The following is a 22,432-nucleotide window of genomic DNA, read 5'->3' on the forward strand; positions in this document are numbered from 1 at the left end:
ACGCGCGTGGAGGGCCCGTCGTCCGCCGAGTCGCTCAGGGTTCGAGCGTCAGGGTGTCGACCGTGCTGCCGTCGACCGCCTTCTTGTCGAAGGACCAGTCGAGCAGCTCGCCGTCGGCCCACTTGCCCGTCTGGTCGGTGTAGTGGGCGCTGAAGGCGTGCCCCGAGGCGCCGGTGAGGTTGATCCACTTCGACTTGTCGAGGTCGTCGAGGTTGACCACCATCCGCATCGACGGCACCCACACCACGCCGTAGCCGCCGGCCGCGTTCCAGCCGGTCGCGTCGACCGTCGCCTCGCCGCCGCCGAGCTTCCAGGGGCCCCGGTTGAGGATGTACTGCAGGAAGCCGGGTCCGCTGGTGCCCAGGGTCTGGTTCTTCAGGAACAGGCGGTGCAGCCGGCCCCAGCTCCAGGTGTCGATGTCCTTGCCGAGCTTGGCGGTCAGCTCCCAGCGTGCGTCGATCATGGCCCGCGCGAACAGCTTGTCCCGGTCGTTGACGGCCTCGGGACGGGTGCCGACGGCGGGCGTCGTCCACCACGGGCTGTTCTTCTTGTCCACGAGCCTGCGCACCACCTCGAACCAGCGGTCGCCGCCGTCCGGCTGGGCCTGGTCGGCGTCGCGCTGCCCGCACTCGCGGACCTTGTCCGTGTCGTCGACGGGACCGGTGGTGTTGACCGGGTCGACCCACAGGCACTGGCCCTCGACGCGCAGTTCCTTGGGCAGCTTGTTGCCGAAGGCCAGCTTCAGGATGTTGCGCCAGACCGCGTTGAAGTAGGCGGCGGCCGCCGAGTCGGGGTCCTGGCTGTAGTCCCAGCCCTGCAGCAGGTCCTGGGCCTCACGGACGTCGGGGTCCTTCAGGTTGATCTTCAGCAGGTACGGGCCTCAGCAGTTTCGCGACCTGGCTGTCGTCGTCCATCTGCATCTGGCGCATGTCGTCGGTGGAGATCTTGCCGCCGCCCTTGATCTTGCCCTTGATCAGGTCGGTGATCCGCTGGCTGCGCGCGCCGTAGCCCCAGTCCGTGGTGAGCGTGTAGGGGTACTCGTCCTTGTCGATCACGGCCTGGTTGGCGGTGACGATGTACCCGCGCGCGGGGTCGTACTCGTAGGGCAGCTCGTCGAACTCGATGAACCCCCGCCACCGGTACTTGGAGTCCCAGCCCTCCGCCGGGATCGAGCCGTCGACCCCCTTCGCGCGCGTGGGGATCTTGCCGGGCAGCTGGTAGCCGATGTGGTTCTTGGTGTCGGCGTAGACCAGGTTCTGCGAGGGCACGTCGAAGAGCTCGGCCGCCTTGCGGAAGTCGTTCCAGTCCTTCGCCTTGTTCATGGCGAAGACGGCGTCCATGGTGGTGCCCTCTTCCAGCGCGGTCCACTTCAGGGCGACGCCGTAGCCGTCGCCGCGGTCGGGCGCCTCGCCCTCGACCTTGGCCCGCTTGCCGACGTCGACGAGTTCGTCGTCACGGTCGGACAGCAGGGGCATCCCGTCCTCGGTCTGCCGGACGACGATCTTCTTGGAGTCGCCGCCGGCGACCTTGATGGTCTCCTCGCGCGTGACGAACGGCTTCACCTTGCCGTCGTACTGGTAGCCGTCGTCCCCGGAGAGCTTCTCCAGGTAGAGGTCGGTGACGTCGACGCCGGAGTTGGTCATGCCCCAGGAGATGTCCGCGTTGTGGCCTATCACCACGCCGGGCATCCCCGCGAAGGTGTAGCCGGCGACGTCGTACTGGCACGCGCTCGAGATCTTCCGGCAGTGCAGGCCCATCTGGTACCAGACGGAGGGCAGCGACGCCGACAGGTGCGGGTCGTTGGCCAGCAGCGGCTTGCCGGTGATCGTGTGCGCGCCGCCGACGACCCAGCTGTTGGAACCGATGCCGTTGCCGTTCACGCCGACGGCGGTGGGCAGGTCGTCCAGGACGTCGTAGAGGCCCGAGAGCTGGCTCTGCAGGGCCGAACCCGAGCCGCCCGACGTGTCGCCGCTGCCGGACGTGTCGCCGGAGCCGGAGCCGCTCTTGTCGCCGGAGCCGCCGCCCTCGCCGCCGCCCTGCTCGAACGTCTTGGTCAGCTTGTCGTACTGCCCTTCCTGGACGATCGGCTGGTGGGTCTCGTAGTTGTACTCCGGGTACAGCTCGGCGATCTGCTGCGAGCCCAGGCGGCTGGTCATCAGGGCGCGGTCGATCTCGTCCTGCATGTTGCCGCGCAGGTCCCAGGCCATCGCCTTCAGCCAGGACACCGAGTCGACCGGGGTCCACTCGGCGGGCTTGTAGTCGTTGGTGAACCCCAGGGCCGCGTACTCCAGGGAGATGTCCGCGCCGTCCTTGCCCTCGAGGTAGGCGTTCACGCCCTTGGCGTACGCCTGGAGGTACTTCTTGGTCGAGTCCGACAGCTTGCTGTCGTACTCCTTCTTGGCGATCCGGTCCCAGCCCAGGGTGCGCAGGAACTCGTCGTTGTCGATCTGGCTCTTGCCGAACATCTCCGACAACCGCCCGGAGGTCATGTGCCGGCGGACGTCCATCTCGTAGAAACGGTCCTGGGCCTGCACGTACCCCTGCGCCATGAACAGGTCGGCGTCGGAGTCCGCGTAGATCTGCGGGATGCCGTAGCCGTCCCGCTGGACGCTCACGGGTCCGGAGAGACCCTTGAGCGTGATCGAACCCGTGGTCTGCGGGAAAGACGCGCGGACCGTGCTGATGGACCAGTAGGCGCCGTAGGCGATGCCTCCGATGATCGCCAGCACCAGTACAAGAACGATCAAACGGGCTTTGCGCCCCTTCTTCCTGCCGGACTTGACGGGCTTGTCACCCGATGTGGCGGTGGTGTTGGGGGGCATCGCTGTCCTTGCTGTCCTAACGCGAGCGGCAGGCGGGCTGTCCTTTGAATGAGCACTGGAGCAACCATAGGCGCAGGGGTTCGCGCCACTTGACGCGGAGTCGGGTACCGGCGCGGAAGGATGTTCGATCTCACGTCGCGGAGTGTCAAGAAATCGTCAAGAGTTAGGTAAGGTAATGAAGTACCTGGGCTCGGGGCGCGCAGCTTCGTGTCCCATGTGACCAGTGCACATGTGCGCCCGTGCCCGAGGCGCGCGCGCCGCTGAAGGGAACCGCCGCTGACTGTCCACCACCTCAACCAGCTCCTGCTCGCCTGCTCCCTCGTCCTGCTCGTCGCCGTCGCAGCGGTCCGGATCTCCTCGCGCAGCGGGCTCCCCAGCCTGCTCGTCTACCTGGGGATCGGCATCGCCATGGGCCAGGACGGCATCGGCGACATCCACTTCGACAGCGCCGAACTGACCCAGGTCATCGGCTACGCCGCCCTGGTCGTGATCCTCGCCGAGGGCGGCCTGGGCACGAAGTGGAAGGAGATCCGGCCGGTCCTGCCCTCCGCCACGGCGCTGGCGCTGGCCGGGGTCGCGGTGAGCGTCGGCGTCACGGCCACGGCCGCGCACTTCGTGACGGGGCTGGAATGGCGGCAGGCGCTGATCATCGGCGCGGTGGTGTCCTCGACGGACGCGGCGGCGGTCTTCTCCGTCCTGCGCAAGATCCCCCTGCCCGCGCGCGTGACGGGCACCCTGGAGGCCGAGTCCGGCTTCAACGACGCCCCGGTCGTCATCCTGGTCGTCGCCTTCTCCACGGCCGGCCCCGTCGAGCACTGGTACCTGCTTCTGGCCGAGATACTGCTGGAGCTGGCGATCGGCGCCGCCATCGGCCTCGCGGTCGGCTGGCTGGGCTCCTGGGGCCTTCGGCACGTGGCACTGCCCGCCTCCGGTCTCTACCCGATCGCCGTCATGGCGATCGCGGTCACCGCGTACGCGGCCGGCTCGCTGGCACACGGCAGCGGCTTCCTCGGCGTGTACCTCGCCTCGATGGTGATGGGCAACGCCAAGCTGCCGCACTGGCCCGCCACGCGCGGGTTCGCCGACGGCCTCGGCTGGATCGCCCAGATCGGGATGTTCGTGCTGCTCGGCCTGCTGGTCACCCCGCACGAGCTCGGGGACGACGTGCTGCCCGCGCTGGTCATCGGCCTGGTGCTGACCATGGTCGCCCGCCCGCTCAGCGTCGTGCTCTGCCTGACCCCGTTCCGGGTCCCCTGGCAGGAGCAGACGCTGATGTCCTGGGCGGGACTGCGCGGCGCCGTGCCCATCATCCTGGCGACGATCCCCATGGTGAACGGCGTCGACGCCAGCCGCCGCATCTTCAACATCGTCTTCGTCCTGGTCGTCGTCTACACCCTGGTCCAGGGGCCGACCCTGCCCTGGCTGGCGCGCACGCTGCGGCTGGGCGGCGACTCCGAGGCCGCCGACCTGGGCGTCGAGTCGGCTCCGCTGGAGCGGCTGCGCGGGCACCTGCTGTCGGTGGCGATCCCCGAGGGGTCGAAGATGCACGGCGTCGAGGTCGACGAACTGCGCCTGCCGGCCGGGGCCGCCGTCACCCTCGTCGTACGCGACGGGACGTCGTTCGTGCCCCTGCCGGCGACCGTCCTGCGGCACGGCGACGAACTCCTCGTCGTGGCCACCGACCCGGTCCGCGACGCGGCCGAGAAGCGGCTGCGCGCCGTCGGGCACGGCGGCAAGCTCGCCGGATGGCTGGGCACCGGCGGCGACACCCGTTAAATGCGCGTTTCACACCGTTCACACCCCCCACATTCCGAGGGCGACCGGCTCAGCGGTGCTCCTTTTCACAGGTGAGGCACCCCTTGATCCCTGTAGGATGAAGGCGCACTTTGATCGAACCAACTCTGCCTGACGCAGAGCTGGCGCGACCGTATGGCGGCCGGGACACCCCTCGCAGCGGAGACCGGCATCTACCGCAGCACGCGCAAGAGGACAGCTCTCGGCGCCCCCGCACGGGCGCGCTACCAGGCGGCAGAAAGGCACGGGCCGTGGCATCCACGGTCACCACCGAGCCGTCGAAGGACTCGTCGGCATCCGCCCGCCCGGGATACGGGCAGCTGCTGCGCACCCGCGGCGCCTGGACGTTCCTGCTGCCCGGCTTCGCCGCCCGCCAGCCGTTCGCGATGCTCACCCTCTCCATCGTGCTGCTCGTGCAGCACACCACCGGCTCCTACGGCGCGGCCGGCGCCGCCGCGGCCGTCACCGGTGTCTCCATGGCGCTGTTCGCCCCCTGGAGCGGCCGTCTCGCCGACCGCTACGGACAGCGCGCCGTGCTGGTCCCCGGCGTCCTCGTGCACACCGTGTCGGGCCTCGCGCTCACCACCCTGGCCCTCGCCCACGCGCCGCTGTGGGCGGTGTTCGCGGCGGCCGTGCCCACGGGCGCCTCGGTGCCCCAGGTCGGCCCCATGGTGCGGGCCCGCTGGGGCGTGCGGCTGAAGGGCTCGCCCCTGATGACCACCGCGGCGGCCTTCGAGTCCGTCACCGACGAGCTCACCTTCGTCTTCGGCCCGCTGCTGGCGACCGCCCTGTGCACCGCCGTGCACCCGGCCGCAGGTCTGCTCACCGAGGCCGCGCTGACCCTGCTCGGCGGGCTGCTGTTCGCCGCGCAGCGCAGCACGCAGCCCCGGGTCGCCGCCGCCGGGCACGCGCGCGTGGAGCACTCCTCGGCCCTGCGCGTCCCCGGTGTGCGGGTGCTGATCGTGACCTTCCTGGGCATCGGCTCCGTCTTCGGCGGCATGCAGGTCTCACTGGCCGCGTTCACCGAGTCCATCGGCGAGCCCGGCCTCAACGGCGTGCTGTACGGCACCTTCGCCGCGGGCAACATGCTCTCCGGCCTGGTCTGCGGCGCCGTCGCCTGGAAGGCCGCGCCGCAGCGGCGCCTGGTCGTCGCCTACGCCGCGCTGGCGCTCGTCGCGTCCGGGCTGTGGGCGGCGCACTCGGTGCTCGTGCTGGCGGGCCTCGGCCTGCTGGTCGGCATGTGCATCGCGCCCGCGCTGATCACCGGTTACACCCTGGTCGAGGGCCTGGTCCCGGCCGGCGCCCGCACGGAGGCGTTCACCTGGCTGACCGGCGCGGTGGCGCTCGGCCAGGCGGCCGCCGTCACGATCGCCGGACAGCTCGAGGACCGCCTGTGGGGCGGCTCCGGTTTCCTGGTCCCGATGGGCGGCACGGTGCTGGCCCTGGTCACCCTGCTGGCCCTGCGGCCGCGGCTCGCGACGCGCCCCCGCGAACGCACCGTCGCACGTGGCGTCGGTCACCGCGTGCCGGTGACAGTGGACTGAACCCGGGGAATGCGTCAAGATAGACCGTCGTTAGCACTCACTGAGTGAGAGTGCCAGGAGGAAGACAGTGCCGACCTACCAGTACCAGTGCACCGAGTGCGGCGAGGGCCTCGAGGCGGTGCAGAAGTTCACCGACGACGCCCTGACCGAGTGCCCCGACTGCGGTGGCCGCCTCAAGAAGGTGTTCTCCGCCGTCGGCATCGTCTTCAAGGGCTCCGGTTTCTACCGCAACGACAGCCGCGGCTCCTCGTCGAGCAGCTCGCCGGCGTCGTCGTCCTCGAAGCCGGCGACGTCCGGTTCCGACACGAAGTCGTCGAGCACGAGCTCGTCGTCGTCCTCGGACTCCAAGTCGTCGAGCAGCGGCACCTCCGCCGGGAGCAGCTCCGCCGCGTAGGGCGCCTTTCGCCTTTCTCACGGGACCCTGTCGCCGTCCGACGGCGGGGTCCTCGGCGTTTCCCCGTGCGGTTAGGGTGCGACGCATGGCGAACAAGGCGAACGCAGAGATCGGCGTGATCGGGGGCTCCGGTCTCTACTCGTTCCTGGACGACGTGACCGAGCTCCAGGTGGAGACCCCCTACGGGCCGCCCAGCGACTCCCTCTTCCTCGGCGAGGTGGCCGGCCGGCGGGTCGCCTTCCTGCCCCGGCACGGACGCGGCCACCACCTGCCGCCCCACCGCATCAACTACCGGGCCAACCTGTGGGCGCTGCGCTCGGTCGGGGTGCGTCAGGTGCTCGGCCCGTGCGCGGTGGGCGGCCTGCGCCCCGAGTACGGGCCCGGCACGCTCCTCGTGCCCGACCAGCTGGTCGACCGCACCAAGTCGCGGACGGGGACGTACTTCGACGGCCTGCCGCTGCCCGACGGCACGGTGCCCCAGGTGGTGCACGTGTCGCTCGCCGACCCCTACTGCCCCGCCGGACGGGCCGCGGCGCTCAAGGCGGCGCGCGGCCGCGAGTGGGAACCGGTGGACGGCGGAACCCTCGTCGTGATCGAGGGGCCGAGGTTCTCCACCCGTGCCGAATCGTTGTGGCACCGGGCGCAGGGCTGGTCGGTGGTGGGCATGACGGGCCACCCGGAAGCGGCGCTGGCCCGTGAACTCGAGCTCTGCTACACCACGTTGACCCTGGTCACCGATCTGGACGCGGGCGCCGAGAGCGGCGAGGGCGTCTCCCACGAGGAGGTGCTGCGGGTGTTCGCGGCGAACGTGGACCGGCTGCGGGGCGTGCTGTTCGACGCGGTGGCCGTGCTGCCGTCCACGCAGGACCGCGACTGCCGCTGCGGGAGCGCGCTCGGCGGAATGAACCCGGGGTTCGCGCTGCCGTAGGCGGGGGTGCGCCGAGGGGTGCCGGGTGCTGCTGTTCCGGCGGGGGCGGCGGCATGGCGGGCGCTGAACGGGCCCGTAAGGGGGCCGGAGGGGGCAGAGCGGCGGCGGAACTCCTCGATCGGGTGAGGGAGTTGTCCACAATCCGTGGATGGTCCACCGGCTCCGGCGAGGGGCGGTGCGAAGGCCCATCCTGGCTGTGCAAGCCCGTCCCTCGTCGCAGGTGGTGACCCCCGTCGTGTCCCTTACGCCTCCCTCCCCTCCGCTGCCCTCCACACCGTTTCCCGCCAGGCACGTCCGTCCCGCGGCTTCCCCCTCGGATCCGTCACCCGGCCGCCCGTTCTTCCCTTCGACACCCTTCCCGCCGCGGCCCCCGGCCCCGTCCGCGTCCCCGTCCCCCGCGTCCTCGCGACCGCCGGGTTCGGAGACGCCCACCAACCGGGAGGTGCCGCCCTTTCCTCCGGTACGCGTCCGCGGCTGGCGATGCCGGCTGGGTCCGGCGGGCCGGCCGGCCCGAGGCCGCAGGCGCGCCCTCGCGGTCGGTCTCGCCGTCACCGCCGTCGCGCTGGTCGCGGCCGGGCCGCGGATCGGCGATCCGGTGCGCGGGCACCCCGATGAGCGAAGCGGCACCGGGCCGCCGGACCGCGCACGGTCGGCGGTGCACGCCCCCTCCCCGAGCGTGCACGCCGCCCGGAAGGTGTCCGCCCCGGTGCGGATCGCCGATGCCGCCGCCGTCCGGCTGCTGCGCCCCGGTGACCGGGTGGACGTCATCGCCGCCGAGCAGACGGCGCGGGGCGGCACGGCCCGGGTGGTCGCCCGTGGAGCACTCGTGACCAAGGTGCCCGAGCCGCCGGCCGCCCCGGTCGGGGACCTTGGACCGGGCAGTGACGCGGGCGCGCTGGTCGTACTGTCGGTGCCCCGGTCCACCGCGGCGCGCCTGGCGGGCGCGAGCGCCGCCGCGCGGCTGTCGGTGACCCTGTGGTGACGTCAAGCCGCCCCTTCGGGGGACCTCGTTGGACACGCATGCCGAGCGTTGACGTAGGTTGCGGAGCTGTTTGTTCCACCACCGGTATATGCGAGGAGTGTCCCCGAGGTGAGCGAAGAGAAGACAGGCGTCCTGCAGGGTTTCAAAGCCTTCCTGATGCGTGGCAACGTCGTCGACCTGGCCGTCGCGGTGGTGATCGGCGCGGCCTTCACGAACATCGTCAACTCGATCGTGAAGGGGATCATCAACCCGGTCGTCGGAGCGATCGGCACCAAGAACCTGGACAGCTACTACTCCTGCGTCAAGGATCCCTGCACCGGGACGGGCGACAGCGCGACCGGTGTCCGGATCCTGTGGGGGTCCGTCCTCGGCGCCACCCTCACGTTCGTGATCACCGCGGCGGTCGTGTACTTCCTGATGGTCCTGCCCATGGCGAAGTACCTGGCGAAGGTCGAGGCCCGCAGGAAGGCCAAGGAGGGCACGCGGGAGATCATCGAGGTCACCGAGCTGGAGGTGCTCAAGGAGATCCGCGACGCCCTGGTCGCCCAGCGGGGCAACGGCCACAGCCAGCGGTAGCGGCGGCGCTGCCGGGGGCCTCGCGAGAGGGCGTCCGGCAGCCGGTGCGGCCTCAGATGTGGTGGGGCGGCTTCTCGTCGAGGAAGCGCCTGAGGTCGGCGGCGCTGTCGCCGTCGGCGGCCGGGCGCTCGCCCCACCCCTGGTCGGTGTCGTCCGAGGACTGCCGGTCCAGCGGGTCGTCGAAGTTCAGCGCGGTCTTCGGGTCGCGCGGCTCGGAGGCGGAGGGGCTGCTCATGCCTCAAGAGTACGGCCACGCCGGCCGGCCTCACCGGGGCCGGGCCGTCCGTCGCGAACTCCACGGCACGGCCGCCGACGGCCGACGGCGGGTGACTCGCGCAGAGGACATTCCTGCCGCTATCTGCTCTGCTGGGGCCCATGACGTCCCGTACGACTCCGCCGGCCACTCCCTCCGGCGCCCCCACCCCCACCCGCAGGAGACCGGTGCGCAGGCTCACCTCGCGCGGGAGGGACGAGGCACATCGGGTGGCCTCGCCGCTGGAGCTCTTCTTCGATCTCTGTTTCGTGGTCGCCGTCGCCCAGGCGGGCGTCCAACTGGTGCACTCCGTGGCGGGGTCCCACGCGGGCGAGGGAATCCTCGACTACGCGATGGTCTTCTTCGCCATCTGGTGGGCGTGGATGAACTTCACCTGGTTCGCCTCTGCCTACGACAACGACGACGTCCTCTACCGCGTCGTCACGCTGGTGCAGATCGCCGGAGTGCTGGTGCTCGCCGCGGGGGTGTCCCGGGCGTTCGAGGACCACGAGTTCCTGGCCGTCTGGCTGGGTTACGCCATCATGCGCGTGGCCATGTCCTCCCAGTGGCTGCGCGTGGCGCTGTCGACGGAGGGCGCGGAGCGGACGGCCGCGCTGCGCTACGCGGGCGGCGTGCTGATCTGCCAGGTCGGCTGGCTGGGGCTGCTGATCCTGCCCGAGGGCGGCAGGACATGGCTGTTCCTGGCGATGGCTGTGGTGGAGATGTGCGTGCCGCTCTACGCCGAGAAGGACCGGCCGACGTCCTGGCATCCGCATCACATCGCGGAGCGGTACGGGCTGTTCACGATCATCGTGCTGGGCGAGACGATCGCGGCGGCCACGGTCGCGGTGAAGTCCGGCATCGACGAGAACGACGCGCTGGGCGAGCTGCTGCCGATCGCGGTGGGCGGGCTGCTGATCGTCTTCGCCGCCTGGTGGATCTACTTCGTGGTGCCCATCCACGGCCATCTGCGCACCAGCGGGCAGGCGTTCCTGTGGGGGTACGGGCACTACTTCGTCTTCGCCTCCGCCGCCGCGATCGGCGCGGGTCTGGAGGTCGCCGTCGAGCAGGCGATCGGCGAGGCCCACCTCTCGACGACGGCCGCGTCGGCTGCCGTGACGCTGCCGACGGCACTGTTCCTGGCGACCGTCTGGGTCCTGCACGCACGGCACTTCAAGGTGGGCACCGCCCAGCAGTCGGTACTGCCCGTCACCGCGTTGCTGGTGATCTGCTGCACCTTCCTGGGCGAGTGGGCGGTGCTGACGGCCGGTCTGGTGGCGGCACTGGCCGTCGCGACCGGGACGACACTGACGGCACGCACGCCGGCACGGGAGGCCCGGACGGCGGGGAAGGACGCGGACGCGAGGGAGGGCGCAGGGGCGGGGAAGGACGCGGACGCGAGGGAGGGCGCAGGGGCGGGGGAGGACGCGGAGGCGTCTGAGAGCCGGGAAGCGCCGGAGAGCCGTGGGGGCTGAGTGCACCCGGAAGGCCGGCGTGCAGTCGGGAGAGCCGGGTGCGGCCGGGAGGTCGGGGTGCAGTCGGGAGAGCTGGGTGCGGCCGGGAGGTCGGGTGCAGCCGGGAGAGCTGGATGCGGCCGGGAGGCCGGGGTGCAGCCGGGAGAGCTGAGTGCGGCCGGGAGGCCGGGGTGCAGCCGGGAGAGCTGGATGCGGCCGGGAGGCCGGCGTGCTGGGTGAGACTGCTCCCATGACAGTTGACGCTCTGACGGACGTCGCCGGCCTGCGGGTGGGGCATGCCACGCGGACGGGCGACGGTTGGCTCACCGGAGTCACGGTCGTCCTCGCGCCGGAGGGCGGTGCCGTGGCCGCCGTCGACGTGCGCGGCGGCGGTCCCGGCACCAAGGAGACCGACGCCCTCGATCCACGCAACCTGGTCCAGCGGGTCGAGGCGATCGTGCTGACCGGCGGCAGCGCCTACGGGTTGGACGCGGCGTCCGGGGTGATGGCCTGGCTGGAGGAGCGGGGCCGCGGGGTCCCCGTCGGCCCGGACCCGCGGCACGTCGTGCCGGTGGTGCCGGCCGCCTGCGTCTTCGACCTGGGCCGGGGCGGCGACTTCCGGGCCCGCCCGGACGCGGCCACCGGCCGGGCGGCCGTGGAGGCGGCCGCCGCCTGCGAGCCCGGGGCTCCGGTGCCGCAGGGGTGCGTCGGCGCGGGCACGGGCGCGGCCGTCGGAGCGATGAAGGGTGGGGTGGGCACCGCCGGCGTCGTCCTCGCGTCGGGGATCACGGTGGCCGCGCTGGTGGTGGCCAACGCCGTGGGGTCGGTGCTGGATCCGGAGACAGGGGTTCTGTACGGGGAGTTGTTCCAGGGGCGCGTGACCTACCCGCGGGCGCGGGTGCACGAGGCCGCGCGCCGCCGGCTGGCCGAGAGCGCGGCAAGGAACGCCCCCGCGCCGCTCAACACGACGCTCGCGGTGGTGGCCACCGACGCGGACCTGTCGAAGGCGCAGGCGCAGAAGCTGGCGGGGACGGCGCACGACGGCATCGCGCGCGCCGTGCGGCCGGTGCACCTGCTCCATGACGGCGACACGGTCTTCACGCTGGCGACGGGCGCGCGTCCGCTCGACCCCGGCAACCCGCTCGCCCTGAACGACGTGCTCGCGGCGGGCGCGGACATGGTGATGCGGGCGATCGTGCGGGCCGTGCGCGCCGCCGAGTCGGTGGACGTGCCGGGCGGGACCTGGCCGTCGTACCGGGAGTTGTACGGCGAGTTGTCCGGCGAGTCGTCCGGGGCGCCGACAGGGGAGCCGGCCGGGGAGTCGTCCGGCGGCTCGTGAGCCCGCGCCCGGGAAGGGCGGTCGTCCCCGGGCGGACGCGGCCGTCGCCCGCGGAGCGGTACGGGACCGGCAACGGGCGCTCCCGCACGGGTGATCGTCACCGGTGTCGGGCGCTCCGGGACGGGTGATCGTCACCGGTGTCGGGCTCTGCGAAGGCGATTGTCCGGGTTCTGTCACGCGACGGCGTCAACCGGGACCGGTGGGGAACCCCGTCGGCCGCCGGCTCCCTCCTTGTCCACGTACCGGATCGGATACCGGAGCGGATCACTCACCTCACACGAAGTCGGAGCAGCCCGTGACAACGGCGGACAAAGCAGCGCGGCGCACAGTGGGAGCCTGTGCGGCCCTGATCGTCGGCGCCCTGACCCTGACCGCCTGCGGGGGCAGCGCCAGCGCCGAGGACGACAACGCCAAGGGCGGCAGGAACGGCTCGGGTTCCGTCAGGACGTCCACCGCGAAGATCGTCATCTCGGCGCAGGACGGCTCGACGGGCGCGTCGATCAACACCACCGGGGTGAAGGTGAGCGCGGGCCGGCTCGCCAAGGTGCGGATGACGGTGGCCGGGTCCGGGCAGGCCGTCGAGGGCGTCCTGTCGGCGGACGGCGGCAGCTGGAAGCCGAAGGAGCAGCTGGAGCGCGGGACGAAGTACCGGATATCCGCGACCGCGAAGGACTCCAGCGGCAGGACGGCCGCCGCCAACTCCATTTTCACCACGGTCTCTTCGGCCGACAGCTTCATCGGCACGTACACGCCGGACAACGGCACGACGGTGGGCGTGGGGATGCCGGTGTCGTTCACCTTCGACAAGGCCATCGGCGACAGGAAGGCCGTGCAGTCGCACATCACGGTCACCTCCAGCAGCGGACAGCAGGTGGTGGGGCACTGGTTCAGCGCGCAGCGGCTGGACTTCCGGCCCGAGGAGTACTGGAAGGCCGGCTCCAAGGTCACCATGAAGATCGACCTGGACGGGGTGGAGGGCGCGAACGGTCTCCACGGCGTGCAGAAGAAGACGGTCACCTTCACGGTCGGGCGTTCGCAGGTCTCCACGGTCGACGTGAACACGCAGACCATGACGGTCGTGCGGGACGGCCGGACGCTGAAGGCGGTCCCGATCTCGTCGGGCGACGCCGAGCACACCACGTACAACGGCCGCATGGTGATCTCCGAGAAGTTCACGCAGACGCGTATGAACAGCCGGACGGTCAACCTGGGCTCCGAGTACGACATCCCGGATGTCCCGCACGCGATGCGGCTGACCGCGTCCGGCACGTTCCTTCACGGCAACTACTGGTACAGGAAGGGCAATCCGCCCTTCGGCCGCACCGGTACCAGCCACGGGTGCGTGGGGCTCGCCGACGTCCAGGGCGCGCAGGGCGACACTCCCGCCAAGTGGTTCTACGACCAGTCGCTGATCGGCGACGTGGTGGTCGTCAAGAACTCCCCCGACAAGACGGTGGCCCCGGACAACGGGCTCAACGGGTGGAACCTGTCGTGGGCCGAGTGGACGGCCGGAAGCGCGGTCTGACCGTATGACCGGCGGTTTTTGAGGGTACGTCGGGCCGTGCGGGAACCGATCGCGCGGCCCGAGCGTTTTCCTCGACGTACGTTTTCTCGGTTCCCGGACATGATGTCCGACCGAGGGGCTACGGTATGCACCCACAAGGTGACATGCAGCAACGCCGGGAGAAACCTTGAGCGTTCCGTACGAGACTGCAGCGTACGAACCAGCCGAGTCGCCCGAGTCTCCGGAGGAGCACCTCGCGCGACTGCTGGGTCGCGCCCTGAACTCCTTCGAACTGCCCGACGAGGCCCTGCGCCGGCTCGACTGCGCGCTGGCCCACGACAGTTCCCTGCACTCGGCGCACCACAGCGCGGGTCTGCACCGGGAGACCTACCGGCACACCTGGCTGCTGGCCGACGGCTGCGCGCTCACACTGTGGGAGCTGGTGCACAACACCGCGCCGGGCAGCGAGCCGCAGCACGAGGTGTACGTCGACGAGGAGGAGCTGCGCGCCGCCACCGCCCGGCTGCCCCTGCCGTCGGACACGCCGGACTTCGAACTGCCGGTGCTGGTACAGCTGTCGCCGGTGCCCGCGCCCCGGCACATGTACGTGCCGGACGACTCGGCGGACCACGCGCGCAGACTGCTACGCCGCGCGGAGAACGCCGATCAGCCCGGCGCGGACACGACCGCGCTGTTGAAGTCGGCGTTCGCGCACCAGATCACCCAGGCTTTCGGGCGTCCTTGCCGTGCGGGCCGGATCGGCCTCGGCTACTCGCTCTACGAGCACGCCTTCCTGCTGCGCGACGGCCGGGAGATCTCCCTGTGGGAGGTCGAGCACACGGCCACGCCCGACGGTCGTCACATGTGCGAGGTGTACGCGTCGGAGGACGCTGCACGCGACGCGATGGAGCGCCGGGCGGCCCAGGTCTCCTGAGGAGCGGGCTCGGGAGCGGAAGCGTCCGGCCGGCGTGCCGGGATCAGCGTCCGTCGCCGAGCCGGCGCACGAGGCCCGCGAACGCGTCCTCCTCCGCCACGGTCAGTTCGACGGTCTCCCGGTGGGGCCCGGTCCGCTCCCGACTCCGCAGGACGGGAAGCGCGGGATGAGCGGGGATGACCGGAACGGCGCGCAGTGCGGCGTGAGCGGCGGCGCGTGCCCGCATACGGCGCAGGACCCGGGTCAGGACGAGCAGCCAGACGACGGACGCCGCGGCGAGAACGGTCAGGGCCGTCAACTGTGCGGGCGTGAGATGCACGGGCATACCGCCAGTACACACCACGGCCCGGGAGCCCGGCCCCGGACCGTGACGAATCTCGCAGGTCACGCACAACGGCGGATATTCGCGCTCGCCCCATAGGGAGACGGGCGGGGCCGGGGCCGCAGGCCCGAAGCCGGGGCCGCGGGTTCAGGTCTCGGAGATTATGCGGCCACCGGGTGCTTCGGCTTCGGCTCTGATGTGGCCGCGGCCTCTTCCGTCGTCCGGGGTTCCGTCGGTTCCGCGTCGGTGAGCGGCTTGCGCAGGCCCTTGAGGACGACGACGACGGCCGTCGTCACGCACACGCCTGCCGCGACGGCGAGCAGGTACAGGAACGGGCTGCCGATCAGGGGGACCACGAAGATGCCGCCGTGCGGGGCTCGCAGGGTGGCGCCGAAGGCCATCGACAGGGCGCCGGTGACCGCGCCGCCCGCCATCGACGCGGGGATGACGCGCAGCGGGTCGGCGGCGGCGAACGGGATCGCGCCCTCGGAGATGAAGGACGCGCCCAGCACCCAGGCCGCCTTGCCGTTCTCGCGTTCGGTCGGCGTGAAGAGCTTCTTGCGGACGACGGTCGCGAGCGCCATGCCCAGCGGCGGGACCATGCCCGCCGCCATCACGGCGGCCATGACCTTCATCGCCGAGTCACTGGGGGCCTGGACGGCGATGCCGGCCGTGGCGAAGGCGTACGCGACCTTGTTGACGGGGCCGCCGAGGTCGAAGCACATCATCAGGCCGAGCAGCACGCCCAGCAGGACGGCGTTGGTGCCGGACAGCCCGGCCAGCCAGTCCGTCATGCCCTTCTGGGCCTCGGCGATGGGCTTGCCGACCACCACGAACATCAGGAAGCCGACGACCAGCGAGGAGATCAGCGGGATCACCACCACCGGCATGATGCCGCGCAGCACCGGCGGAATCCTGACGCGCTGGATCGCGAGGACGACCCCGCCCGCCAGCAGACCGGCGACCAGGCCGCCGAGGAAGCCGGCCGCGATGTTGGAGGCGATCATTCCGCCGACGAAGCCGGGGACGAGTCCGGGGCGGTCGGCCATGCCGTAGGCGATGTAACCGGCGAGGACCGGGATGAGGAAGCCGAAGGCGACCCCGCCGATCTGGAACAGCAGGGCACCCCAGCTGTCGACCTGGGTCCAGGAGAAATGCTCCATGACCGACGGCGCCTTGTTGATCTCCCAGCCGCCGATCGCGAAGCCCAGAGCGATCAGCAGACCGCCCGCGGCGACGAACGGGACCATGTAACTGACACCGGTCATCAGCCACTTGCGCAGCTTGGTGCCGTAGCCGTCGCCGGACTCGCCGGCCCGCTCGACGGGCGTGCCGCCCTTGGCGCTCGCCGTGACCTCGCCGCGCTCGGCCTTGCCGCGCACGTCGGCGATCAGCTGGGCGGGCTTGTTGATGCCGGCCTTCACGCCGACGTCGACGGTCGGCTTGCCGGCGAACCGTTCCTTCTCCCGTACGGGCACGTCGTGGGCGAAGATCACGCCGTCCGCCTCGGCGATGACCACCGGGTCGAGTCGAGTGAACCCGGCCGAGCCCTGCGTCTCGACGACCAGTTCGACGCCCGCGTCACGCCCCGCGTTCTCCAGGGACTCCGCCGCCATGTAGGTGTGGGCGATGCCGGTGGGGCAGGAGGTGACGGCGACGATCCGGAAGGGGCGATCGCTCGCCGGAGCGGGGGCGGCCGGGTCCGCGACGGGAGCCGTGCCGGCGTCGGCGGAGGCCGCCGCCGACGCCGGCACGGAGTCTGCGGAGGCGCCTGCGGCCTCGCCAACGGGGGCTGCTGCCTCGCCAAGGGGGGCTGCTGCCTCGCCAACGGGGGCTGCGGCCTCGGCTGCGGGGGCCGTGGAGGTCTCCGCCGTCTCGGGGGTCTCGGACGACGTGGCCCCCGGGGCCTGCTCACCGCGGATCAGGGCCGCCGTGGCCACCGGGTCGCCCGCCGCGCGCAACGCGTCGGTGAACTCGTTGTTCATCAGCTGACGGGCCAGGGACGACAGGATCGTCAGGTGGGCGTCGTCGGCGCCGGCGGGGGCGGCGATGAGGAAGATCAGGTCGGCGGGGCCGTCCGCGGCGCCGAAGTCGACGCCCGCCGCGCTGCGGCCGAAGGCGAGGGTCGGCTCGGTGACGTGGGCGCTGCGGCAGTGCGGGATGCCGATGCCGCCGTCAAGACCGGTCGGCATCTGGGCCTCGCGGGCGGCCACGTCGGTGAGGAAGCCCTCGATGTCGGTCACCCGGCCGAGGGCGACCATGCGCTCGGCGAGTGACCGCGCCGCCGCTTCCTTCGTTTCGGCGGACAGGTCGAGATCGACCAGATCCGCGGTGATCATGTCGCTCATCGCGGGCTCCTTCGCACGCGTATCGCCCGGGGCGTGGTGTGGTGGGCGGGAGGGGGGACGGGGAGGCGGGTGGAGGCGGGGGTTCGGTGGAATGCGTCGGGCGGTCGGGGGAGGTCGGAGGCGGGGCCGGGGAAGCCCCGCCTCCGGGGGGTCGCAGGAGGGCTCGGGTCCTGCTTCCCCTGGTCGGCAGGGCGGCTCAGGATGCCCTGCCGGCCGTAGGGGGCGGCGGGAGACGGGGCGTCTCGCCGTTCACGGGCCGGTCCGCCGGGCGCCGCGGGACGCGCGTGAGTCGTCGTCATGACACCGGCTCCTCGAGGCGACGGTCCACCGGCACCTGTGCCGTGACCGTCACCGCCGCCGGGTCCAGGTCGGACGGGGTCGGCATCACGCTGCCGGGCAGCTGGACGGCGGCCGCGCCGTGCGCGACGGCGGAGGCGAGCGCCGCCGGGCCGGTGCCGCCGGCGACGAGGAAGCCGGCGAGGGAGGAGTCGCCCGCTCCGACGTTGCTGCGTACGACGTCCACGCGGGCGCTCGCGAACCAGGTGCCGGCGTCCTCCACGAGCAGCTGCCCGTCGGCGCCCAGGCTGGCGAGCACGGCGAGGGCGCCCATTCCGCGCAGTTCCTCGGCCGCCTTCACCGCGTCGCCGACGGTCGTCAGGGGGCGTCCGACGGCCTCCGCCAGCTCCTCGGCGTTCGGCTTGACGACGTCGGGCCGCTCGCGCAGCGCCTCGAGCAGCGCACGCCCCGAGGTGTCCAGCGCGATGCGCGCGCCTCCGGCGTGCGCCCGTGCGACCACCTCGGCGTACCAGGAGGGCGTGAGCCCGCGGGGCAGGCTTCCGCAGCACGCGATCCAGTCCGCGCCGCGCGACTGCTCGCGCACCGTCTCCAGGAGCCGTTCCTGTTCCTCGGCGGACAGCTCCGGACCGGGCGCGTTGATCTTCGTCAGGACGCCGTCCGACTCGGCGAGGGCGATGTTCGAGCGGGTGGCTCCGGCGACCGGGACCGGCGCGACCTCGATGCCCTGCGCGTCGAGCAGTTCGGCGACGAGCGCGCCCGGTGCGCCGCCCAGGGGCAGCACGGCGACCGTGCGCCGCCCGGTGGCGGCCACCGCGCGCGACACGTTCACGCCCTTGCCGCCCGGGTCCATCCGCTCACCGGTGGCACGGATGACCTCGCCGCGGTCCAGGGCGGGAACCTCGTAGGTACGGTCGAGGGAGGGGTTGGGGGTGACGGTGAGGATCACGCCCGCACCGTTCGCGACGGCACCGGTCCCGCCGCTCACGCCGTCGGCGCCGCCGGCGTCGGCGCCGTGGGACGCGCTGGTGCCGATACTGCCGTTGCTGCCGTTGCTGCCGTTGGTGCCGATGCCGCCGTTGCCGCCGCTCATGCTCGTATCACTTCCGTGCCGCCGCGCTCGACGGCGGCCGTGTCGTCGTCGCTGAGCCCGCTGTCGGTGATCAGCAGGTCCACGTCGCTCAGGTCGCCGAAGCGGGCGAAGTGCTCCTGGCCGTGCTTGGAGGAGTCGGCGAGCAGCACCACGCGGCGTGCGGCCGCGACGGCCGCCCTCTTCACCGCGGCCTCGGCGAGGTCGGGGGTGGTCAGCCCGTGCTCGGCGGAGAAGCCGTTGGCGGCGACGAACAGGACGTCGGCGCGGATCTCGCCGTACGCGCGCAGCGCCCAGGCGTCCACGGCGGCGCGCGTGCGGTGCCGTACGCGCCCCCCGATGAGATGGAGCTGCATCCCGGGGTGGTCCGCGAGGCGGGCCGCGATGGGCAGGCTGTGGGTGACGACGGTGAGTTCGGCCTCCAGCGGCAGAGCCGCGGCCAGACGGGCCACCGTCGTGCCGGCGTCGAGGATCATCGTGCCCTCGGCCGGCAGTTCGGCGAGGGCCGCCTTGGCGATGCGGTCCTTCTCGTCGATCGAGGTGCCCTCGCGTTCGGCGAGGTCCGGCTCGAAGTCGAGGCGTCCGACCGGTATGGCACCGCCGTGGACGCGGCGCACCAGGCCGGCGCGGTCGAGGGCCTTCAGGTCCCGGCGGATCGTCTCCGCGGTGACCTGGAACTCCTCGGCGAGCGACAGGACGTCCACCCGGCCGGCGTCGCGGGCGAGCCGCAGGATCTCCTGCTGCCGCTCCGGTGCGTACATGTCCGTTCCCCTCCGACCGCTACCGTGCTTTGTGCCCGAAGTGCTGTGTGCTCGAGGTGCTTTGTGCCCGAAGTTGTGGTTTCGCCCCGGAGACTACGCCCGGATGGCCGAGAAGTAAACAGGTTCGGGCGTGATTCGGGCATGAACGGACACGACTGCCTCCGGTGTCGCTCCGATCCCGCGCCGCTGCCTCCGGTGTCGCTCCGATCCCGCGCCGCGAGGGTCCCGGCACGGAGAAGGGGCCCGTCACCGTTGCGGTGACGGACCCCTCGCCGGGAACGCGCGACCAGCGGCTCAGCCGGCGAACGCGCCTTCCTTCTCCCGCTCCGGCCCCTCGAAGGAGGTCACCTCCGGGAAGTCCTCGGCGCCCTCCATGTGCTGCGCGGACCGCTTCGGCAGAGCGAACATCAGCAGGAAGATCCCGAACATCACCAGCGCCACCCAGCCCAGCGCGTGCTGGAAGGCGTTCACGAAGGTGGGGCCGACCTCGGCCGGGGCCAGCCGGTCGCCGATCTCACCGAAGAAGACCACCGCGACCAGTCCGAGACCGAGCGCGTTGCCCATCTGCTGCACGGTGTTGATGAGTCCCGACGCCGAGCCGGCGTGCTCGCGCGGCACCTCCGACAGCACCGCGTCGGTCAGCGGGGCGAAGATCAGGCCCATGCCCGCACCCATCACGACCAGCGGCAGCGCCATCTGCCAGGGTGCGATGCCGAGGCCGTAGCGCTCGGACTCCCAGATGTAGAGGAGCACACCGACGGTCATCGTCAGGGCGCCCGCCTGGAGCACCTTGCGTCCGAAGCGCGGAGTCAGCTTCTGCACGGACATCCCGGCGGCCACCGACACTGAGATCGAGAACGGGACACCGGTCAGCCCGGCCTTCAGCGGACTCCAGCCGAGGCCGGTCTGCATGTACAGCGTCCACACCAGGAAGAAGACGCCGAGGCCGATCCCGAAGACCGTCTGCACGGCGACGCCCGCCGCGAAGCTCCGCACCCGGAAGAGGGAGAGCTCGATCAGCGGCGAGCCGTCCCGCGCGCCCTTGCGCCGCTCGTAGGCGACCAGCGCGGCGAAGACTCCCAGCGCGCCCGCCATCGAGACGAAGCCCCACGCCGGCCAGCCCAGCTCACGGCCGCGGGTGAGCGGGTAGAGGAGCATGAGCAGACCGAGGGTCACCAGGACGACGCCCACCAGGTCCAGCTTCAGCGCCTTCGGGGCCTTGGACTCCGTGATGAACCGGCTGCCGAGGATCAGTCCCGCGATGCCGACCGGCAGGTTGATCAGGAAGATCGGCCGCCACTCCAGCCCGAACAGGTTCCACTCCGTCAGCAGCGCGCCGAGCAGCGGACCGGAGACCGCTCCCAGCCCCACGATCGCGCCGAAGAGCCCGAACACCTTCCCCCGCTCGTGCGCCGGGAAGGTGGCGTGCACGATCGACAGCACCTGCGGGACCATCATCGCCGCCATGCCGCCCTGCAGGATGCGGGAGGCGACCAGCATGTCCGGGTTCACCGCGAAACCGCACAGCGCGGAGGCGACGGTGAAGCCGCCGATGCCGATGAGGAACAGCCGCTTGCGGCCGTGGATGTCGCCGAGCCGGCCGCCCGTGATGAGCCCCGCGGCGAAGGCGAGCGCATAACCGGCGGTGATCCACTGGATCTGGCTCCAGGACGCGCCCGCGTCCTCCCGGATGGAGGGGATCGCGATGTTGACGATGGTGACGTCGACGAGGTCCATGAAAGCCGCGGTCATCACGATCGCCAGCGCGAACCAGCGGCGACGGTCGCCCGGTGCGTCCGATGCATCCGTCGCGCCCGATGCGCCCGATGCCGTGGCTGCGGTCCCGGCGTCGGTGGCCCGAGCGGCGGGCGCGGCCTCGTTCTCGTTCCCGGTGGAGGTGTCCGTGTCGTTCATGGTGTGACTGTAGGACCGCAATAGGTCAGATCGTGTCCTAGTGGTGCGGCATTCTCGAAGCATGACGACGGACACTCCGGCTCGGCTGCTGCAACTCCTCTCCATCCTCCAGACGCCCCGTGAATGGCCCGGCGGCGAGCTCTCGGACCGCCTCGGGGTCTCCCGGCGCACGGTCCGGCGGGACATCGACCGGCTGCGCGAACTCGGATATCCCGTCGAGGCCAGCAAGGGCTCGGACGGCGGATACCGGCTGGTCGCGGGCAAGGCGATGCCGCCGCTCGTGCTCGACGACGAGGAGGCCGTGGCGATCGCCGTCGGCCTGCGGGCCGGCGCGGGCCACGCACTGGAGGGCGTCGACGAGGCCTCCGTACGGGCCCTCGCCAAACTGGAACAGGTGCTGCCGGCCAGGCTGCGCCACCGCGTCTCCACCCTCCAGGCCGCGACCACGCCGCTGACCAGCGGGGACGGCGCGAGCATCGCACCCGAGACGCTGACCGTCATGGCCTCGACGGTCGCCGGGCATGAGCGGCTGCGGTTCGCCTACCGCGCGAAGGACGGCACGGAGTCGCGGCGGCTGACCGAGCCCTACCGGCTGGTGTCGACGGGCCGGCGCTGGTACCTCGTGGCGTACGACCTCGACCGCCAGGACTGGCGGACCTTCCGCGTCGACCGGGTCCGGGACCCCTTCGCGACCGGCTCCCGCTTCGCGCCGCGCGAGCTGCCGACGGGCAGTGCGGCGGAATACCTCCGGCAGTCCATCCAACGACGCCCCGACACGGACGAGTACGCGTACGACGTCACCGTCGACGCGCCCGCCGAGCTGGTGGCGTCCCGGCTGCCGTCCTGGCTGAGCGCGTCGGTCGCGGCGGACCCGTCCGAGCCGGGAGACGGGGAGGAGGGCGGCGCGCCCCGATGCCGGCTGCGGGGGACCACGAGCGATCCGGTGGAGTGGGTGGCGGTCCGGATCGCCATGCTGGGGTACGAGTTCTCGGTCCGGGAGCCACAGGAACTGGTGGACTGTGCACGGGAGTTGAGCGGGCGCCTGGGCCGGGCGGCAAGCGCAGGGCCGCTGAACGACGCGGAAGCGGACAGGCCCCGGATCACCGTCCCGGGCCCGGGGCGGTGATCCGGGGCGGGGGTGAGGCGGGCCCGGCGGGCCCCAGGCGGTGAAGCGGGCCC

Annotated in this window: 17 protein-coding genes and 1 pseudogene; 11 read left to right on the top strand and 7 right to left on the bottom strand. The window is 71.8% G+C overall.

Translation table 11 applies throughout. The features are described 5' to 3' along the window. Positions 1 to 34 precede the first annotated feature (34 nt). Positions 35 to 2,822, bottom strand: a pseudogene (locus QF032_RS17120) (penicillin acylase family protein). A gap of 276 nt (positions 2,823 to 3,098) precedes the next feature. Between QF032_RS17120 and QF032_RS17125 the strand changes: the two are divergent. The 6 genes from QF032_RS17125 to QF032_RS17150 all read left to right on the top strand — a co-directional run bounded on the left by QF032_RS17125 (position 3,099) and on the right by QF032_RS17150 (position 9,040). After that, the gene (locus QF032_RS17125) at positions 3,099 to 4,598 is read left to right on the top strand and encodes a potassium/proton antiporter (RefSeq protein ID WP_307060288.1); all 1,500 of its coding nucleotides are present in this window, start codon (positions 3,099 to 3,101) and stop codon (positions 4,596 to 4,598) included. A 269-nt stretch (positions 4,599 to 4,867) separates the two neighbouring features. Further along, complete coding sequence (locus QF032_RS17130; RefSeq protein WP_307043690.1) at positions 4,868 to 6,160, top strand: MFS transporter; 1,293 nt, start codon at positions 4,868 to 4,870, stop codon at positions 6,158 to 6,160. Between the two features lie 67 nt (positions 6,161 to 6,227). Beyond that, positions 6,228 to 6,554: an FmdB family zinc ribbon protein gene (locus tag QF032_RS17135; RefSeq protein WP_306951593.1), complete on the top strand. Its 327-nt coding sequence runs from the start codon at positions 6,228 to 6,230 to the stop codon at positions 6,552 to 6,554. Positions 6,555 to 6,639: 85 nt separating this feature from the next. Continuing rightward, positions 6,640 to 7,482 (top strand): S-methyl-5'-thioadenosine phosphorylase, encoded by an 843-nt coding sequence (locus tag QF032_RS17140; RefSeq protein WP_307056441.1) that lies wholly within the window; start codon positions 6,640 to 6,642, stop codon positions 7,480 to 7,482. 442 nt (positions 7,483 to 7,924) lie between these two features. Then, positions 7,925 to 8,464, top strand: coding sequence for an RcpC/CpaB family pilus assembly protein (locus QF032_RS17145; protein WP_307043692.1), 540 nt, complete (start codon positions 7,925 to 7,927; stop codon positions 8,462 to 8,464). Positions 8,465 to 8,620: 156 nt separating this feature from the next. Then, a complete protein-coding gene (locus QF032_RS17150; RefSeq protein WP_373430474.1) occupies positions 8,621 to 9,040 on the top strand; it encodes a large conductance mechanosensitive channel protein MscL in 420 nt (139 codons plus the stop codon). Positions 9,041 to 9,092: 52 nt separating this feature from the next. Here the strand turns inward: QF032_RS17150 and QF032_RS17155 are convergent, their stop codons facing one another. Continuing rightward, positions 9,093 to 9,275: a hypothetical protein gene (locus QF032_RS17155; protein WP_107443508.1), complete on the bottom strand. Its 183-nt coding sequence runs from the start codon at positions 9,273 to 9,275 to the stop codon at positions 9,093 to 9,095. A gap of 140 nt (positions 9,276 to 9,415) precedes the next feature. Between QF032_RS17155 and QF032_RS17160 the strand changes: the two genes are divergently transcribed. The 4 genes from QF032_RS17160 (at position 9,416) to QF032_RS17175 (ending at position 14,524) form a co-directional block, all read left to right on the top strand. Further along, positions 9,416 to 10,768: a low temperature requirement protein A gene (locus QF032_RS17160; protein WP_307056443.1), complete on the top strand. Its 1,353-nt coding sequence runs from the start codon at positions 9,416 to 9,418 to the stop codon at positions 10,766 to 10,768. A gap of 229 nt (positions 10,769 to 10,997) precedes the next feature. After that, entirely contained in the window at positions 10,998 to 12,086 is a 1,089-nt protein-coding gene (locus QF032_RS17165; RefSeq protein ID WP_307056445.1) for a P1 family peptidase, read from the top strand. A 295-nt stretch (positions 12,087 to 12,381) separates the two neighbouring features. Then, positions 12,382 to 13,611, top strand: coding sequence for a L,D-transpeptidase (locus QF032_RS17170; RefSeq protein ID WP_307056446.1), 1,230 nt, complete (start codon positions 12,382 to 12,384; stop codon positions 13,609 to 13,611). 166 nt (positions 13,612 to 13,777) lie between these two features. After that, positions 13,778 to 14,524, top strand: a complete 747-nt coding sequence (locus QF032_RS17175) for a DUF6227 family protein (RefSeq protein ID WP_307056448.1) — start codon at positions 13,778 to 13,780, stop codon at positions 14,522 to 14,524. Between the two features lie 43 nt (positions 14,525 to 14,567). Here QF032_RS17175 and QF032_RS17180 read toward each other — a convergent pair whose 3' ends face one another. The 5 genes from QF032_RS17180 to QF032_RS17200 all read right to left on the bottom strand — a co-directional run bounded on the left by QF032_RS17180 (position 14,568) and on the right by QF032_RS17200 (position 21,091). Further along, complete coding sequence (locus tag QF032_RS17180) at positions 14,568 to 14,849, bottom strand: hypothetical protein (protein WP_307043707.1); 282 nt, start codon at positions 14,847 to 14,849, stop codon at positions 14,568 to 14,570. A gap of 158 nt (positions 14,850 to 15,007) precedes the next feature. Next, complete coding sequence (locus tag QF032_RS17185; RefSeq protein ID WP_307056450.1) at positions 15,008 to 17,194, bottom strand: PTS fructose transporter subunit IIABC; 2,187 nt, start codon at positions 17,192 to 17,194, stop codon at positions 15,008 to 15,010. 295 nt (positions 17,195 to 17,489) lie between these two features. Continuing rightward, positions 17,490 to 18,437 (bottom strand): 1-phosphofructokinase, encoded by a 948-nt coding sequence (gene pfkB, locus QF032_RS17190; protein WP_307060290.1) that lies wholly within the window; start codon positions 18,435 to 18,437, stop codon positions 17,490 to 17,492. 140 nt (positions 18,438 to 18,577) lie between these two features. Continuing rightward, the gene (locus QF032_RS17195) at positions 18,578 to 19,339 is read right to left on the bottom strand and encodes a DeoR/GlpR family DNA-binding transcription regulator (protein WP_307043711.1); all 762 of its coding nucleotides are present in this window, start codon (positions 19,337 to 19,339) and stop codon (positions 18,578 to 18,580) included. 294 nt (positions 19,340 to 19,633) lie between these two features. Further along, positions 19,634 to 21,091, bottom strand: a complete 1,458-nt coding sequence (locus QF032_RS17200) for an MFS transporter (protein ID WP_307050141.1) — start codon at positions 21,089 to 21,091, stop codon at positions 19,634 to 19,636. A 223-nt stretch (positions 21,092 to 21,314) separates the two neighbouring features. Here QF032_RS17200 and QF032_RS17205 point away from each other — a divergent pair, with 223 nt between their 5' ends. Beyond that, a complete protein-coding gene (locus QF032_RS17205; RefSeq protein ID WP_307043712.1) occupies positions 21,315 to 22,379 on the top strand; it encodes a helix-turn-helix transcriptional regulator in 1,065 nt (354 codons plus the stop codon). Positions 22,380 to 22,432: the final 53 nt, after the last annotated feature.

The sequence above is a fragment of the Streptomyces achromogenes genome (genome assembly GCF_030816715.1).
Lineage (GTDB): Bacteria > Actinomycetota > Actinomycetes > Streptomycetales > Streptomycetaceae > Streptomyces > Streptomyces achromogenes_A.

Excerpts from the sequence above, each read along its gene's own strand:
- QF032_RS17140 (WP_307056441.1), top strand. The coding sequence starts at position 6,640 with ATGGCGAACAAGGCGAACGCAGAGATCGGCGTGATCGGGGGCTCCGGT.
- QF032_RS17150 (WP_373430474.1), top strand. The coding sequence starts at position 8,621 with ATGCGTGGCAACGTCGTCGACCTGGCCGTCGCGGTGGTGATCGGCGCG.
- QF032_RS17155 (WP_107443508.1), bottom strand. The coding sequence starts at position 9,275 with ATGAGCAGCCCCTCCGCCTCCGAGCCGCGCGACCCGAAGACCGCGCTG.
- QF032_RS17160 (WP_307056443.1), top strand. The coding sequence starts at position 9,416 with ATGACGTCCCGTACGACTCCGCCGGCCACTCCCTCCGGCGCCCCCACC.
- QF032_RS17165 (WP_307056445.1), top strand. The coding sequence starts at position 10,998 with ATGACAGTTGACGCTCTGACGGACGTCGCCGGCCTGCGGGTGGGGCAT.
- QF032_RS17180 (WP_307043707.1), bottom strand. The coding sequence starts at position 14,849 with ATGCCCGTGCATCTCACGCCCGCACAGTTGACGGCCCTGACCGTTCTC.
- QF032_RS17185 (WP_307056450.1), bottom strand. The coding sequence starts at position 17,194 with ATGAGCGACATGATCACCGCGGATCTGGTCGATCTCGACCTGTCCGCC.
- QF032_RS17195 (WP_307043711.1), bottom strand. The coding sequence starts at position 19,339 with ATGTACGCACCGGAGCGGCAGCAGGAGATCCTGCGGCTCGCCCGCGAC.
- QF032_RS17200 (WP_307050141.1), bottom strand. The coding sequence starts at position 21,091 with ATGACCGCGGCTTTCATGGACCTCGTCGACGTCACCATCGTCAACATC.
- QF032_RS17205 (WP_307043712.1), top strand. The coding sequence starts at position 21,315 with ATGACGACGGACACTCCGGCTCGGCTGCTGCAACTCCTCTCCATCCTC.